Here is a 15,343-nt window from a genome sequence, read left to right on the forward strand (position 1 = left end):
CTGTGGGAGCGAGCTTGCTCGCGATGGCGGTGGATCAGTCGACCTCAATGTCGCTGACCCGCCACCATCGCGAGCGAGCTCGCTCCCACAATTCAGATCTGCAACCGACCCTATCAGGCCAGTTTCTTGTGCCGTACACGATGCGGCTGGGCGGCCGCTTCGCCGAGGCGTTTCTTGCGATCGGCTTCGTACTCGGTGTAGTTGCCTTCGAAGAATACCGCTTGGGAATCGTCTTCGTACGCCAGGATGTGGGTCGCCACGCGGTCGAGGAACCACCGATCGTGGGAGATCACAATGGCGGCGCCCGGGAAGTCGAGCAAGGCTTCTTCCAGGGAACGCAAGGTTTCGACGTCGAGGTCGTTGGACGGTTCGTCGAGCAGCAGGACGTTGCCGCCCTCCTTCAAGGTCAACGCCAGGTGCAAGCGACCGCGCTCACCGCCGGACAGGTCCTTGACGAACTTCTGCTGGTCGCCGCCCTTGAAGTTGAAGCGACCGACATAAGTGCGCGACGGGATTTCATAGTTGCCGATGCGGATCTGGTCGGAACCGTCGGAGATCTGCTGGAACACGGTCTTGCTGCCGTCCAGGTCTTCGCGGCTCTGGTCGACGCAGGCCAACTGCACGGTTTCACCGATTTCGATGCTGCCCGAATCCGGGGTTTCCTTGCCCATCAGCATGCGGAACAGCGTGGATTTACCCGCGCCGTTACCGCCGATCACACCAACGATGGCGCCTTTGGGCATGGAGAACGACAGGTTGTCGATCAGCACGCGGTCGCCATAACCCTTGGTGACGTTCTTGAACTCGATGACCTTGTCGCCCAGGCGCGGACCGGCCGGGATGTAGATCTCGTTGGTTTCGCTGCGCTTCTGGAATTCCTGGGACTGCATTTCCTCGAAGCGTTGCAGACGTGCCTTGGATTTGGACTGGCGGGCCTTGGCGCCTTTGCGCACCCACTCCAGTTCTTCCTTCATGGCTTTTTCATGGGCCGACTGCTGCTTGGACTCCTGGGCCAGACGATCGGATTTGGCTTCCAGCCAGCCCGAATAGTTGCCCTCGTACGGAATGCCTGCGCCGCGGTCCAGTTCCAGGATCCAGCCGGCGACGTTGTCCAGGAAGTAACGGTCGTGCGTGATCGCAACCACGGTGCCCGGGAAATCATGCAGGAAGTGTTCGAGCCAGGCGACGGAATCGGCGTCCAAGTGGTTGGTCGGCTCGTCGAGCAGCAGCATGTCCGGGGCCGACAGCAACAGGCGGCACAAGGCCACGCGGCGCTTTTCACCACCGGACAGGTGTTCGACCTTCGCATCCCAGGCCGGCAGGCGCAGTGCATCGGCGGCAACTTCCAGCTGGCGATCCAGATTGTGGCCGTCGCTGGCCTGCAGGATCGCTTCGAGCTTGGCCTGTTCAGCGGCCAGCTTGTCGAAGTCGGCATCCGGGTCGGCGTAGGCGGCATAGACTTCGTCGAGGCGCGCCTGGGCGTCCTTGATCACGCTGACCGCTTCCTCGACCACTTCACGCACGGTCTTGCTCGGGTCCAGCTGAGGCTCCTGGGGCAGGTAGCCGATGTTCAGGTCCGGCATCGGACGGGCTTCACCGTCGAATTCGTTATCGACGCCAGCCATGATTTTCAGCAGCGTGGACTTACCCGAGCCGTTGAGACCCAGTACGCCGATCTTGGCCCCGGGGAAGAACGACAATGAAATGTTTTTCAGGATTTCCCGCTTCGGCGGAACAACTTTGCTCAGCCGATGCATGGTGAAGACGTATTGAGCCATGGTGAACCTAGCGTCAGTGACAGGTGAAAAGAACGAGCCAGGCCATGCGCGGCGCCGGCACTTGACGGTCATCAATGCCTGCGGGCGGATAGAGCCTGGGAATCTGGAGCTGGAACGCTCTTGTTTGACCGGCAAAGCTACCTCAACCGTCGGTCAAGGTCCAGCCGCCAGGGGCTGGCACTTTGCCACAAGTCAAGGCATGCTAGCCGCCCTTCGGGCGTCCGGCTTATAGTGCACGTCGCGCCAGTCCAGCAAACCGCAGGATTACAGCTTGTCCAACGTCACTCCGCCCCTGTCCCCTCGCGCACCCGCTGTCGTGCCCGGCTCGCCCCTGCGCGGGACTCTGAAGGGCGCGCTGGCCACCCTGGTGCTGCTGTTGCTCGGCTTGCTGTTCTGGCAACTGCTTGACCAACTCCGTGAAACCCAACAGCAACAGCGCCAATACACCATCGACTACACCGCAGATCTCGCCGCCCAAGTCAGCCTGAACATGGCCCTGAACGCGCAAATCGCCCTCAACCTGCTACCGATCGTCGAACAGCCACAAAGTGTCGACGAACAGCAGGCCCTGGTTCGCAAACTCCAGCAATCGTTACCCGAACTGCGCAGCCTGGCACTGCTGAGCCCTTCTGGCCGGGTGCTCAGTGACAGCGCCGCCGACAGCCATGACGCGGACTACCTGAGTGAACTGGTGCGGCGCAGCCGGGCCCAGGCCCATTATTTCAGCAATGCCGAAGACGGCTCCGTGGTGCATCTATTGTTGCACCAGGCCAGCGGCAGCAGCCGTGGCTATTGGGCCCTGCGCCTGACCCCGAATTTTTTCGCCACCCTGACCAAGCAGGCCGATGTGGGGCTGCGCCCGCTGTGGCTGGTGGAAAACCGCCTCAACCAGCAGATCGTCAGCCGCGACGAGAGCCTGCCCTCGAGCAGCCCTACCCATCTGTCGCCGGATGACCTGGAGAACACGGTACTGACCGTGCCCCTGAGCAGCAGCGACTGGCAACTGCGGGGGTTGTTCGACCGTCGCCAGGTGATCGAGCAACTGCTGCCGGCCTTCATCGGCAAGTGCCTGCTGGGCCTGGCGTTTTCGTTGTTGCCCGTCATCGCCCTCTTGAACATGCGCCGGCGCCAGCGACAGTTGCACGAAGGTCGACGGCGTTACCAGGATATTTTCGAAGGCACCGGCGTGGCCCTGTGCGTGCTGGACCTGTCGGGGCTCAAGGCCTTTTTTGAGCGGGCGGGCCTGCACAACGGCGATCAATTGCGCGCCTGGCTGCAAACCGCTCACCAACTCGAGCAATTGCGCCAGGAAGTTCACGTCACCGAAGTCAACCAGATGGCGTTGAAGCTGCTCAACGTCGACTCCTGTGCTCAGGCTTGGCAGTTGCTGGTCGGCAAGGGCACACCAGACAACAACCCCATCGGTTCGAAACTGCTCGAAGCGCTGCTCGACCAACACAAGCAACTGGAACTGGAAATCAAGCTCCAGGACGCCCATGGCCGCGACCAGCACCTGTGGCTGGTGTTGCGCCTGCCGGAAAAACAGCCCGACTATAGTGCGGTCATCCTGAGCATCAGCGACATCACCAGCCGCAAGCTGATCGAGCTCTCGCTGCTCGAACGCGAAGGTTTCTGGTCCGACGTGGTGCGCACCGTTCCGGATCATCTCTACGTGCAGGATGTCATCAGCCAGCGGATGATCTTCAGCAACCATCACCTGGGTCAGACCCTGGGCTACGACCGTACCGAACTGCACCAGATGGGCGAATACTTCTGGGAAATCCTGCTGCACAGCGACGACGCCGATCACTACCACAACCTGCGCCAGGAACAACGGCGGGGCGGGTATACGCAGCTGTTGCAATGCCAATTGCGCTTTCGCCATCGCAATGGCAAATGGCGCTGTTTCGACATTCGCGAACAGGCCCTGGCCCGAGACCGGCATGACCAGGTGACCCGGATCATCGGCGTGGCCAAGGACGTCACCGAGCAGATCGAGGCCAGCGAATCGCTGCGCGACAGCGAGCAACGCTATCGAATGCTCGCCGAAAGCATCAGCGACGTGATCTTCTCCACCGACAACAAGCTTTCGCTCAACTATGTCAGCCCGTCGGTGCAAGCGGTGCTGGGCTACGCCGCCGACTGGATATTCCAGAACGGCTGGCAATCGATCATCGCCAATCCGCAACAGCTGACCGGCATCTACAGCCTGATGGACCGCGTCAGCAAGGCCCTCGACAAGCCCGAGCAACTGGCCGAGCTGCGCAACCAGATGCAGACCCAGCTGTTCCTGTTCGACTGCCTGCGCGCCGATGGGCGCAAGATCCCCATCGAGCTGCGGCTGGTGCTGGTGTGGGATGAACACGGCGCGTTCGAAGGCGTGCTGGGCGTTGGCCGCGACATCAGCCAGCAGCGTCGCGCCGAAAAAGACCTGCGCATGGCCGCCACGGTCTTCGAGCACTCGACCTCGGCGATCCTGATCACCGACCCGGCCGGCTACATTGTCCAGGCCAACGAAGCCTTCAGTCGTGTCAGCGGTTATGCCGTGTCGCAAGTGCTGGACCAGTTGCCCAACATGCTGACCGTGGACGAGCAACAGGAAGCCCACTTGCGCTACGTGCTCAAGCAGTTGCAACAGCACAGCACTTGGGAAGGCGAAGTCTGGCTCAAGCGCCGCAATGGCGAACACTACCCGGCCTGGGTCGGCATCACCGCGGTGCTGGACGACGAAGGCGACTTGGCCAGCTATGTGTGCTTCTTCAGCGACATCAGCGAACGCAAGGCCAGCGAACAGCGCATCCATCGCCTGGCCTATTACGACGCCCTGACCCACCTGCCCAACCGCACACTGTTCCAGGATCGCCTGCACACCGCGCTGCAATCGGCCGAACGGCAGAAGACCTGGGTCGTGCTCATGTTCCTCGACCTCGACCGCTTCAAGCCGATCAACGACTCCCTGGGCCATGCCGCCGGCGACCGGATGCTCAAGGAGATGGCCACGCGCCTGCTCGGCTGTGTCGCCGACGACGACACCGTGGCACGCATGGGCGGCGACGAGTTCACCCTGCTGCTGCAACCCCGCGTCAGCCGTGAAATGGCGCTGAACCGGGCCATCACTGTGGCCGAGCAGATCCTCGCCAGCCTGGTCCGGCCATTCGTGCTCGAAGGCCGCGAGTTTTTCGTCACCGCCAGTATCGGTATCGCCCTGAGCCCCCAGGACGGCAACGAACTGAGCCAGTTGATGAAGAACGCCGACACGGCCATGTATCACGCCAAGGAGCGTGGCAAGAACAACTTCCAGTTCTACCAGGCCGACATGAACGCCAGCGCCCTGGAGCGCCTGGAACTGGAAAGCGACCTGCGCCACGCCTTGGAGCAGAACGAGTTCGTGCTGTATTACCAGCCGCAGTTCAGCGGCGATGGCAAACGTCTGACCGGCGCCGAGGCCCTGCTGCGCTGGCGCCATCCGCGACGTGGTTTGGTGCCGCCAGGGGATTTCATCCCGGTACTCGAAGAGCTCGGGCTGGTGGTGGACGTCGGTGACTGGGTCATCACCGAAGCCTGCCGGCAACTCAGGACCTGGCACCTGGCCAAGGTCCGGGTACCGAAGGTCTCGGTCAACATTTCGGCCCGACAGTTCTCCGATGGCCAGCTGGGCACGCGCATCGCCAATATCCTGCGCAGCACCGGTCTGCCACCGGCCTGCCTGGAGCTGGAATTGACGGAAAGTATCCTGATGCGCGAAGTCAGCGAGGCGATGCAGATCCTCGCCGGGTTGAAAAACCTGGGCCTGAGCATCGCCGTCGATGACTTCGGCACCGGTTATTCATCGCTCAACTACCTCAAGCAATTCCCCATCGACGTGCTGAAGATCGACCGTACCTTCGTCGACGGCCTGCCGTCCGGCGAGCAGGATGCGCAGATCGCCCGGGCAATCATCGCCATGGCCCACAGCCTCAACCTGGCGGTGATCGCCGAGGGCGTCGAGACCCACGAGCAGCTGGATTTCCTGCGCGAGCACGGCTGCGACGAAGTCCAGGGCTACCTGTTCGGCCGGCCGATGCCGGCCAATCGGTTCGAAGCGCAGTTCAGCAATGATGCGTTGTTCATGCTCGACTGAGGTTCTTCGGTGCCTGTAGTGGCCTCATCGCGAGCAAGCTCGCTCCCACAGCCACGCAGGCCCAAATGTGGGAGCGAGCTTGCTCGCGATGAGGCCCGCCAAGGCGACGCGGAATGGCGCGTGAATCCCATTCGTCCGCGACATGACGCCCTTTCATATGCCTTCCAAAACCGGTTGAGGTAGAATGCCCCCCTTTTCTGCCCCGATCCTTGAGGACCGCCATGTTCAGCCGTGATTTGACTATTGCCAAGTACGACGCCGATCTCTTTGCCGCCATGGAGCAAGAAGCTCAGCGCCAGGAAGAGCACATTGAGCTGATCGCTTCGGAAAACTACACCAGCCCCGCGGTGATGGAAGCTCAAGGCTCGGTACTGACCAACAAGTACGCCGAAGGTTACCCGGGCAAGCGCTACTACGGTGGTTGCGAGTATGTCGACGTGGTCGAGCAACTGGCCATCGACCGCGCCAAGGAACTGTTCGGCGCCGATTACGCCAACGTCCAGCCGCACGCCGGTTCCCAAGCCAACGCCGCCGTTTACCTGGCGCTGCTGTCGGCTGGTGACACCATCCTGGGCATGAGCCTGGCCCACGGCGGTCACCTGACCCACGGCGCCAGCGTTTCCTCCTCCGGCAAGCTGTACAACGCCATCCAGTACGGCATCGACGGCAACGGCCTGATCGACTACGACGAAGTCGAGCGCCTGGCCCTCGAGCACAAGCCGAAAATGATCGTGGCCGGTTTCTCCGCCTACTCGCAGATCCTCGACTTCCCGCGTTTCCGTGCAATCGCCGACAAGGTCGGTGCCTACCTGTTCGTCGACATGGCCCACGTTGCCGGCCTGGTCGCCGCGGGCGTCTACCCGAACCCGGTGCCGTTCGCCGATGTGGTCACCACCACCACCCACAAGACCCTGCGCGGTCCACGTGGCGGCCTGATCCTGGCTCGCGCCAATGCCGACATCGAGAAGAAGTTGAACTCCGCCGTCTTCCCGGGCGCCCAGGGTGGCCCGCTGGAGCACGTGATCGCAGCCAAGGCGATCTGCTTCAAGGAAGCGCTGCAGCCTGAGTTCAAGGCTTACCAGCAACAAGTGGTGAAGAACGCCAAGGCCATGGCCGGCGTGTTCATCGAGCGCGGCTTCGACGTGGTGTCCGGCGGTACTGAAAACCACCTGTTCCTGCTCTCGCTGATCAAGCAGGACATCTCCGGCAAAGACGCTGACGCGGCGCTGGGCAAGGCGTTCATCACCGTGAACAAGAACTCGGTACCCAACGACCCACGTTCCCCGTTCGTCACTTCGGGCCTGCGCTTCGGCACCCCGGCCGTGACCACTCGCGGCTTCAAGGAAGCCGAGTGCAAGGAACTGGCCGGCTGGATCTGCGACATCCTGGCGGACCTGAACAACGAAGCGGTCATCGACGCTGTGCGTGAGAAGGTCAAGGCTATCTGCAAGAAGCTGCCGGTATACGGCGCTTAATCAGCTCGCCAACGCGTAGCCAAGAAGGCCCGCATCGAAAGATGCGGGCCTTTTTTATTGGCATGCAAAACATACGACCAGACAACTAACGCCAGCCAGCATTTAACGTCCTGCAATACAGGCAGCCCCACAAGCGACTAATAACTCAATAAGATCCAGCTCGCCTCACCTCAAACTTAATCAACTCTTACAGGAGTCAATATTCACATGGACAGTGAACATTCCTTCCATGCAACACTTGATATGTTTAGCGCTCACGTCAACCTACTGGAAAGGCTGCATGGCAAACCCGCGATGGCGACCATCAGTTCTTTCAGCGGTGGATTTTATACCGGCAAACCCCAGACCCAGGACCACTCACACCTGCTTGGCATGCGCGCCGAAGACCCGAAGACGCGCAGCGAGCCCTTGCGGCTGCATTTCCGGCACACGGCGGGTGGCTATCTGCTGACCCTAAAAAACGCTGGCGAGCACTACAACAAACTGCTCAGTAAAAGTTGGCTTGAAGTACTTGGCGCACAGAATCCCAATACTAAAACGCCGACACTTTTTACCCTTATCGACTTTCAACAGAATGTCCTCACGCCGGAAACCATCAAACCCGGTCACAGCCGTATTTCGCTCATGACAGCCGATAGAAAACATGTGGGCGGACTAAGACTACGGGGCTCGCCTTATCTCTATCTTGCCGAGACGAAAGAACAGTCAAAGGCGACGTTCATTCTGAGCGTCCTCTGAGAAGAATACCCATAGAACATTTAATGTAAGACAAGGCCCCCCCATCTATACCCCTGTGGCGAGGGGGCCGCTGCGCAGCCCAGCGGAGCAAGCTCCCTCGCCACAATCCTGGGTCCTCTCCTTAGCTGACTCGCTTAGGTAGCCGACGATATTTTTTGGCTGAGAAAAGGCTCAAGCTCAGGGCTTTCACCGCAACTGGTAAGACCGGTAAAGCCAAATTATCCCTCTCGGGCTTGCGCACCCGTAAAAATAGCGCCTAGACTGCGCCTGCACTGGACAAACCGGTAAGACCACAATAATGAAGTCCCGACGCCAGCCAGCCTGGCGAAAAGGACACCGAACCAGGAATCCCTCCCATGCTCAAATGGTGCTCGCGGTCGATCTTCCTACAAGTTGTCCTCGGACTGGTGCTCGGCATCGTCTGCGGGCTTACCCTTCCCGAATACTCCGCACAGCTCAAACCCCTTGGCGACGGCTTCATCAAGCTGATCAAGATGCTCATCGGCCTGATCGTTTTCTGCGTGGTGGTCAGCGGCATCTCTGGCGCCGGTGATCTCAAGAAAGTCGGGCGCATCGGCCTCAAATCGGTCATCTACTTCGAAGTCCTCACCACCATCGCCCTGGTCATCGGTCTGGTCCTTGCCTTCAGCACAGGTATTGGCAGCGGCGCGAACATCCATCTGGAGCAGCTCTCCAGCGCGGACGTGAACGATATCGCCCAACGCGGCCAGCACATGGTCACTACCACCCAGTTCCTGATGAACCTGATCCCGAATTCGGTGATCGGAGCGTTCGCGGAAAACAACATCCTGCAAGTGCTGCTGTTCGCCGTGCTGTTCGGCAGTGCGTTGAACCTCGTCGGTGACGCCGCTTCCGGCATCTCGCGGCTGATCAACGAGCTCAGCCATGTGATCTTCCGCATCATGGGCATGATCGTGCGCCTGGCCCCTATTGGTGTGTTCGGGGCCATTGCCTTCACCACCAGCAAATATGGCCTGGACTCGCTGCAGCACCTGGGCAGCCTCGTCGGCCTGTTCTACCTGACCTGCATCGCCTTCGTCACGCTGATCCTTGGTCTGGTAATGCGTGCGTCGGGCCTGCCGATGCTGCCGTTTCTCAAATACCTGCGCGAAGAGCTGCTGATCGTACTCGGCACCGCTTCGTCCGATGCCGTGCTGCCCCAGATCATGCGCAAGCTCGAACACCTGGGGATCGGCAGCTCCACCGTGGGCCTGGTGATTCCAACCGGTTATTCATTCAACCTGGACGGGTTTTCCATCTACCTGACCCTGGCGATTGTCTTTATTGCCAACGCCACCGGTACCCCCTTGGCCCTGAGCGATCTGTTGACCATCCTGCTGGTATCCCTGATCACGTCCAAGGGCGCCCACGGCATTCCCGGTTCGGCGCTAGTGATCCTGGCGGCGACGCTGACCGCGATCCCGGCGATCCCAGTGGTCGGCCTGGTGCTGGTGTTGGCCGTGGACTGGTTCATGGGCATTGGCCGGGCCCTGACCAACTTGATCGGCAACTGTGTGGCGACCGTAGCGATTGCCCGCTGGGAGAAAGACATCGATGTCCCCCGGGCGCACAAGGTGCTGTCCGGCCAACAAGGCTATACCTTCCAACCCAGAAAACCGGTGGGCAGTGCCCATCACCAGCAATTCTGAAAGACGACGATGCCGGCCCGAGAGCCGGCATCGCCTGATTGATTTCCAAGGAGTCATATGTGATCAGCTCATCGACCGTCGTCAATTCCGTGGTGGAGAAACTCCGCGCCGCCCTCGCCCGGGGCCAGTGGCGCTCGGGCGACATGCTGCCCGGCCAGCGCGAGTTGGCCGAGCAACTGGGCATCAGCCGGCCAAGCCTGCGTGAGGCGGTGATTGTCCTGGAGACCCTGGGCCTGGTGCGCTCGATGCCCGGCAAAGGCGTCGTGGTGCTGGAGGCCAATCCCGGCGATGCCGTCGGTGAAGGCAGTGCCATGGCCGGCGCGAGCCTGGAAGACCTGCTGCAACTGCGCTACACCCTGGAACCCTTTATCGTCGGCCTGGTGGCCCAGTCCATCAGCAGCAAGGATGTCGGCCAGTTGCGCCTGACCCTCATGGACATGCGCGAAGCCCTGGAAGCCAATGACAGCGACGCCTGCGCCAACGCCTACATCGCTTTCCATGAAGAACTGTTTGCCCTGACGTCCAACCCGATCTTCCAGAACGTGGTCCAGCAGACCAGCAACGCCCTCAAGCAAAGCGCCGATGTGTTGCGCAACTCACCCGAGCACCTGGCCGAACGCCTGGAAGAGAACGAAGCCGTGGTCCGTGCCATTCGTGGCAAGAACAGCGCCCAGGCCAGCGCCGAAATGCGTCGGCACATTCTCCGGGAAGGCCAGCGCATGGGCATCGAACTGAATATTCCGGACGACAACCTCGGCACTTGAGCCTGGGCCTGCGGAGACCGCCATGGACACCCTCATTTCCCATCGACACAACCACAATGTACTCGCCGCCCTGCCCCTGCCCCTGCCCGGCCAGATCGGCAAACCGTCGGTGGACGATATCTACCCGCGGATCTTCGACGCCATCCTCGAACAACGCATTGCCCCGGCCAGCCGCTTCACCGAGGAAAGCCTGGGGGACGTGTTCGGTGTCAGCCGCAGCATCATTCGCCGCGTCCTGGCGCGCCTGTCCCATCAGCAAGTGGTGATATTGCGGCCCAACCACCGGCCACAAGTCGCCGCGCCGGATCTGGAGCAGACGCGGCAGATCCTCCATGCTCGCCGCCTGGCAGAAGAGACCCTGGTGCGCCTGGCCTGCAAGGCGCCGCAACCCAAGGACTTGCAGCACCTGCGCGATCTGGTGGAGCACGAGCGCCAGTGCCTGGACCGCGGCGAGCGTGGCCCGGCGATACGCCTGTCCGGCGAGTTTCACCTGCACCTGGCCGCCATGGCCGGCAACGCGCCGTTGATGCAATTCCTCGGCAGCCTGGTGCCCTTGACCTCGTTGGCCCTGGCACGCCACGAGGTCAAGTCCCGCAGGCATTGCGCCTGGCAGGAACACTTGGCGATCGTCGACGCGGTGGAAGGCCGCAACGTCAATGAAGCGGCGCGGCTGATGGACGAGCACCTGGACCATCTGGAGCAAAAACTGCTGCGGGTCGCAGGCGCGGGATCGTCAAAGTAGCGCGGCTTCGAAGCCAGCGCGGATCTTCTCTTCGGGCAGTTCGTCGGCAATGAACACGATCACGCTTTCCCGGGCTTCGCCGGGCGCCCATTCAGTGTCCCAATCGAAACCGTACAGTTTGAGCACACCCTGAAACACCAGCCGGCGAGGTTCGCCGGCGATGTTCAGAACGCCTTTGTAGCGCAGCAATTGCTTGCCGTGATCTTCCAGCAACTGGTTCATGAACTCGCTGAGCTTGTCGATATCCAGGGCCTTGTCGGTGCGCAGCACCAGGCTGCTGATGCGATCGCCCGGGGTTGCCTTGCCCACCGGGCGCAGGCTGAACCCTGCGCCCAGGTCCGCATTGAGATTGAAACCGCGAATGTCGAGCAACTCGGCCAGGTCGATCTGGCCATGTTCAACCACCCTGATCGGTGCCCGTCGGTTGATGCGCGTCAGGCGCTCGCCAAGGGCCTGGACCTGGGCGGCATCCACCAGGTCGGTCTTGCTCAGGAGCAGGCGGTCGGCAAACCCGACCTGGGCCTGGGCGATGGCCTGGGTCAGGTGGATGTCGGCGTGGGCCGCGTCCACCAGGGTCAGGATCCCGTCGAGGATGTAGCGCTCGCGCAGGTCCTCATCGATGAAGAAAGTCTGCGCCACCGGGGCCGGGTCGGCCAGGCCGGTGCATTCGATCACCAGGCGGTCGAAGGCGATCTCGCCGCTGTCCAGCCGCTCGAGCAACAGGTACAGGGCTTTGGTCAGGTCGGTGTGAATGGTGCAGCACACGCAGCCGTTGGCCAGGGTCATGACTTGCACTGGCTCATCGCCCAACAGTTGGGTGTCGATACCGGCATCGCTGAATTCGTTCTCGATCACGGCGATTTTCAGGCCGTGCTCGGCCTTGAGCAGATGGCGCAACAACGTGGTCTTGCCGGCGCCGAGGAAGCCGCTGAGGATGGTGACCGGGATGGGAGAGGACAAACTGAATCTCCTTGATGCCTGAAAAAGGAAAGCGGTTTTGTGGGAGCGAGCCTGCTCGCGAAGGCGTCGGGTCAGTCGACCTTATCATTAACCGACACTCCGCCATCGCGAGCAAGCTCGCTCCCACAGGGATTCTGTGGTGGACGCAAATGTTGAAACCAACCCAAAACAACTGTGGGAGCGAGCTTGCTCGCGAAGGCGTTGGATCAGTCGACATCATCGTTAACTGACACTCCGCCATCGCGAGCAAGCTCGCTCCCACAAGGGTTACATCATCCACTGGCCATCAGCGGCTCAACAGCACTTGGGCCCACCCTTGCCACCGTAACGGGCCTCCTGGCGTTCACGAAAGAACGCCTCGTAGTCCATCATCGGTTTGTCCGGGTGCTTGGTTTGCATGTGCTCGACGTAGTTGTCGTAGTCGGGCATGCCGACCATCAGGCGGGCGGCCTGACCGAGGTATTTACCCAGGCGACTCAAGTCATTGAACATCGTTGCAATCCTCTATCAAGCGTCCGGCAGGGCCTGGAATGGGGCTTCTTTGTCCGTGCGTTCCTTGGTGCCCCAGGCAGCGATGCCGACCTTGAGCGCATAGAACAGGATGCTGAAGACCACGAACAGGAACAACACCGTCAGCGTTGCGTTGGTGTAGGCGTTGAACACCACGTGCTGCATCTGCTCGATGCTCTTGGCCGGGGCCAGGATCTGGCCGGCGGCCAGGGCATCGTTGTATTTGCGCGCCAGGGCCAGGAAGCCGATCGCCGGGTTGGCGTCGAACAGCTTGATCAGGCCCGCGGTGGTGGTGCAGATCAACAGCCAGGAAGCCGGCAGCAGCGTGACCCAGACGTAGCGCTGGCGCTTCATCTTGATCAGCACCACGGTGGCGAGCATCAGGGCGATACCGGCCAGCATCTGGTTGGAAATGCCGAACAGTGGCCACAAGGTGTTGATGCCGCCCAGCGGATCGATCACGCCCTGGTACAGCAGGTAGCCCCACAGCGCCACGCAGCCAGCGGTGGCGATCAGGTTGGCCGGCCAGGATTCGGTGCGCTTGAGCGAAGGCACGAACGAGCCCAGCAAGTCCTGGAGCATGAACCGCCCGGCACGGGTGCCAGCGTCCACGGCGGTGAGGATGAACAACGCTTCGAACAGGATCGCGAAGTGGTACCAGAACGCCATGGTGTTTTCACCCGGCAGCACCGAGTGCAGGATCTGCGCGATCCCCACCGCCAGGGTCGGCGCACCGCCGGCACGGGCCAGGATGGTGGTCTCGCCGATGTCCTTGGCCACCGCCTGCAGCGCCTCGGGCGTGATGGCAAAGCCCCAACTGCTGACAGTCTGGGCCACGGCCACCACGTCACCGCCGACGATCGCCGCCGGGCTGTTCATGGCGAAGTACACGCCCGGCTCGATCACCGAAGCGGCGACCATGGCCATGATCGCCACGAAGGACTCCATCAGCATGCCGCCGTAGCCGATGTAGCGGGCGTTGGTTTCGTTATCCAAAAGCTTGGGCGTGGTGCCCGAGGAGATCAGCGCATGGAAACCCGAGACCGCGCCGCAGGCGATGGTGATGAACAGGAACGGGAACAGCCCGCCCTTCCACACCGGCCCGGTGCCGTCGGTGAACTGGGTCAGCGCCGGCATTTTCAGCTCGGGCATGGTGACCAGGATGCCGATGGCCAGGGCGACGATGGTGCCGATCTTGAGGAAGGTCGACAGGTAGTCCCGCGGTGCCAGGATCAGCCACACCGGCAGTACCGCCGCGACGAAACCGTAGCCGATCAGCATCCAGGTGATCTGGATCCCGGTGAAGGTGAAGGCCTTGGCCCAGACCGGGTCGGCCGCGATTTGCCCGCCCAGCCAGATCGAACCCAGCAGCAACAGCACGCCGATGATCGAGATTTCACCGATGCGGCCCGGGCGGATGTAGCGCATGTAAATGCCCATGAACATCGCGATCGGGATGGTTGCCATTACCGTGAAGATGCCCCACGGGCTCTCGGCCAGGGCCTTGACCACGATCAGCGCCAGCACCGCGAGGATGATGATCATGATCAGGAAGCAGCCGAACAGCGCGATGGTGCCGGGGATGCGGCCCATTTCCTCGCGCACCATGTCGCCCAGGGAGCGACCGTTGCGACGGGTGGACAGGAACAGGACCATGAAGTCCTGCACCGCACCGGCCAGCACCACGCCGGCGATCAGCCAGAGCGTGCCGGGCAGGTAGCCCATCTGCGCCGCCAGCACCGGCCCGACCAGCGGCCCTGCGCCGGCAATGGCCGCGAAGTGGTGGCCGAAGAGAATGTGTTTGTTGGTCGGGACGTAGTCCAGGCCATCGTTGTTGAGCACGGCGGGAGTGGCCCGGCGCGCATCGAGTTGCATCACGTTGTTGGCGATGAAGAGGCTGTAGTAGCGGTAAGCGACCAGGTAAATGGCCACGGCGGCGACGACGATCCAGAGGGCGTTGATAGGTTCGCCGCGGCGCAAGGCCACGACGCCCAGGGCGCATGCTCCTACAACGGCCAGCAGTAGCCAGGGCAGATGGCGCAGCAGGCTATTATTGTTTTTCATTTTTATATTCCAGCCAGGGTGGACAAGAAAGAGTGCCATCAGAGTTTAGCGCTAACCCAGGTAAAGGCCATACCTGACATTCGTCTGTCACCGGCCGAACGGTGACGATGACCGGCCAGTAGGGTCTATAGTCATTACATCTTCAGAGGGAAAGCGTAATGAGCGAACGCCGCCGCTTCGTACGAATAGAGTTCCATGCCAAGACCGAGCTGACCCAGGGCCCATTCACCTGGCCGGTGAAACTGCTGGACCTGTCCCTCAAGGGCCTGCTGATCGAAAAACCCCAGCCCTGGCTGGGCAACGCCGAAGAAACCTTCATGGCCGACATCCACCTGAGCAATGAGGTCGAGGTGAAGATGGAAGTCAGGCTCACCCACGACGATCACGGCCACCTGGGCTTTGTCTGCGAGCACATCGACCTGGACTCCATCGCACACTTGCGCCGACTGGTGGAGCTGAACCTGGCCGATCATGACGAGCTGGAGCGGGAGTTCGCGGCGTTGATCCAGGTTTGAATCAGCG

11 protein-coding genes are annotated in these 15,343 nt (G+C 61.5%); 7 read left to right on the forward strand and 4 right to left on the reverse strand.

Features of this window, described 5'->3' with window-relative positions; translation table 11 throughout:
* Positions 1-113: 113 nt before the first annotated feature.
* On the reverse strand, positions 114-1,778 hold the full coding sequence (gene ettA, locus AB7M32_RS00495) for an energy-dependent translational throttle protein EttA (RefSeq protein WP_018601028.1): 1,665 nt from the start codon (positions 1,776-1,778) through the stop codon (positions 114-116).
* 271 nt (positions 1,779-2,049) lie between these two features.
* Between ettA and AB7M32_RS00500 the strand changes: the two genes are divergently transcribed.
* From AB7M32_RS00500 to AB7M32_RS00525, 6 genes are all read left to right on the forward strand, one after another.
* Positions 2,050-5,898, forward strand: a complete 3,849-nt coding sequence (locus AB7M32_RS00500) for a sensor domain-containing protein (protein ID WP_454248806.1) — start codon at positions 2,050-2,052, stop codon at positions 5,896-5,898.
* 221 nt (positions 5,899-6,119) lie between these two features.
* Positions 6,120-7,373 carry a serine hydroxymethyltransferase gene (gene glyA / locus AB7M32_RS00505; protein WP_060740543.1) on the forward strand — a complete coding sequence of 418 codons (1,254 nt, stop codon included), beginning with the start codon at positions 6,120-6,122 and terminating at the stop codon, positions 7,371-7,373.
* A gap of 207 nt (positions 7,374-7,580) precedes the next feature.
* Positions 7,581-8,111 carry a hypothetical protein gene (locus AB7M32_RS00510; protein ID WP_454248807.1) on the forward strand — a complete coding sequence of 177 codons (531 nt, stop codon included), beginning with the start codon at positions 7,581-7,583 and terminating at the stop codon, positions 8,109-8,111.
* Positions 8,112-8,467: 356 nt separating this feature from the next.
* Entirely contained in the window at positions 8,468-9,781 is a 1,314-nt protein-coding gene (locus tag AB7M32_RS00515; protein ID WP_454248808.1) for a C4-dicarboxylate transporter DctA, read from the forward strand.
* A gap of 59 nt (positions 9,782-9,840) precedes the next feature.
* Positions 9,841-10,545 carry a FadR/GntR family transcriptional regulator gene (locus AB7M32_RS00520; RefSeq protein ID WP_454248809.1) on the forward strand — a complete coding sequence of 235 codons (705 nt, stop codon included), beginning with the start codon at positions 9,841-9,843 and terminating at the stop codon, positions 10,543-10,545.
* A gap of 22 nt (positions 10,546-10,567) precedes the next feature.
* Positions 10,568-11,287, forward strand: coding sequence for a GntR family transcriptional regulator (locus AB7M32_RS00525; protein WP_454248810.1), 720 nt, complete (start codon positions 10,568-10,570; stop codon positions 11,285-11,287).
* On the opposite strand, the gene yjiA is transcribed toward AB7M32_RS00525, so the two are convergent.
* The 3 genes from yjiA to AB7M32_RS00540 all read right to left on the reverse strand — a co-directional run bounded on the left by yjiA (position 11,279) and on the right by AB7M32_RS00540 (position 14,821).
* Positions 11,279-12,247 (reverse strand): GTPase, encoded by a 969-nt coding sequence (gene yjiA / locus AB7M32_RS00530; protein ID WP_454248811.1) that lies wholly within the window; start codon positions 12,245-12,247, stop codon positions 11,279-11,281. The two genes, AB7M32_RS00525 and yjiA, sit on opposite strands and share 9 nt — an antisense overlap.
* Positions 12,248-12,541: 294 nt before the next feature.
* Complete coding sequence (locus tag AB7M32_RS00535) at positions 12,542-12,739, reverse strand: YbdD/YjiX family protein (RefSeq protein ID WP_003182142.1); 198 nt, start codon at positions 12,737-12,739, stop codon at positions 12,542-12,544.
* 15 nt (positions 12,740-12,754) lie between these two features.
* The gene (locus tag AB7M32_RS00540) at positions 12,755-14,821 is read right to left on the reverse strand and encodes a carbon starvation CstA family protein (RefSeq protein WP_454248812.1); all 2,067 of its coding nucleotides are present in this window, start codon (positions 14,819-14,821) and stop codon (positions 12,755-12,757) included.
* Positions 14,822-14,979: 158 nt separating this feature from the next.
* Between AB7M32_RS00540 and AB7M32_RS00545 the strand changes: the two genes are divergently transcribed.
* Positions 14,980-15,336: a PilZ domain-containing protein gene (locus AB7M32_RS00545; RefSeq protein WP_454248813.1), complete on the forward strand. Its 357-nt coding sequence runs from the start codon at positions 14,980-14,982 to the stop codon at positions 15,334-15,336.
* The last annotated feature ends 7 nt before the right edge of the window (positions 15,337-15,343 follow it).

The organism is Pseudomonas sp. R151218B TE3479 (genome assembly GCF_053629195.1).

Excerpts from the sequence above, each read along its gene's own strand:
- glyA (WP_060740543.1), top strand. The coding sequence starts at position 6,120 with ATGTTCAGCCGTGATTTGACTATTGCCAAGTACGACGCCGATCTCTTT.
- AB7M32_RS00510 (WP_454248807.1), top strand. The coding sequence starts at position 7,581 with ATGGACAGTGAACATTCCTTCCATGCAACACTTGATATGTTTAGCGCT.
- AB7M32_RS00540 (WP_454248812.1), bottom strand. The coding sequence starts at position 14,821 with ATGAAAAACAATAATAGCCTGCTGCGCCATCTGCCCTGGCTACTGCTG.
- ettA (WP_018601028.1), bottom strand. The coding sequence starts at position 1,778 with ATGGCTCAATACGTCTTCACCATGCATCGGCTGAGCAAAGTTGTTCCG.
- AB7M32_RS00525 (WP_454248810.1), top strand. The coding sequence starts at position 10,568 with ATGGACACCCTCATTTCCCATCGACACAACCACAATGTACTCGCCGCC.
- AB7M32_RS00535 (WP_003182142.1), bottom strand. The coding sequence starts at position 12,739 with ATGTTCAATGACTTGAGTCGCCTGGGTAAATACCTCGGTCAGGCCGCC.
- AB7M32_RS00515 (WP_454248808.1), top strand. The coding sequence starts at position 8,468 with ATGCTCAAATGGTGCTCGCGGTCGATCTTCCTACAAGTTGTCCTCGGA.
- AB7M32_RS00545 (WP_454248813.1), top strand. The coding sequence starts at position 14,980 with ATGAGCGAACGCCGCCGCTTCGTACGAATAGAGTTCCATGCCAAGACC.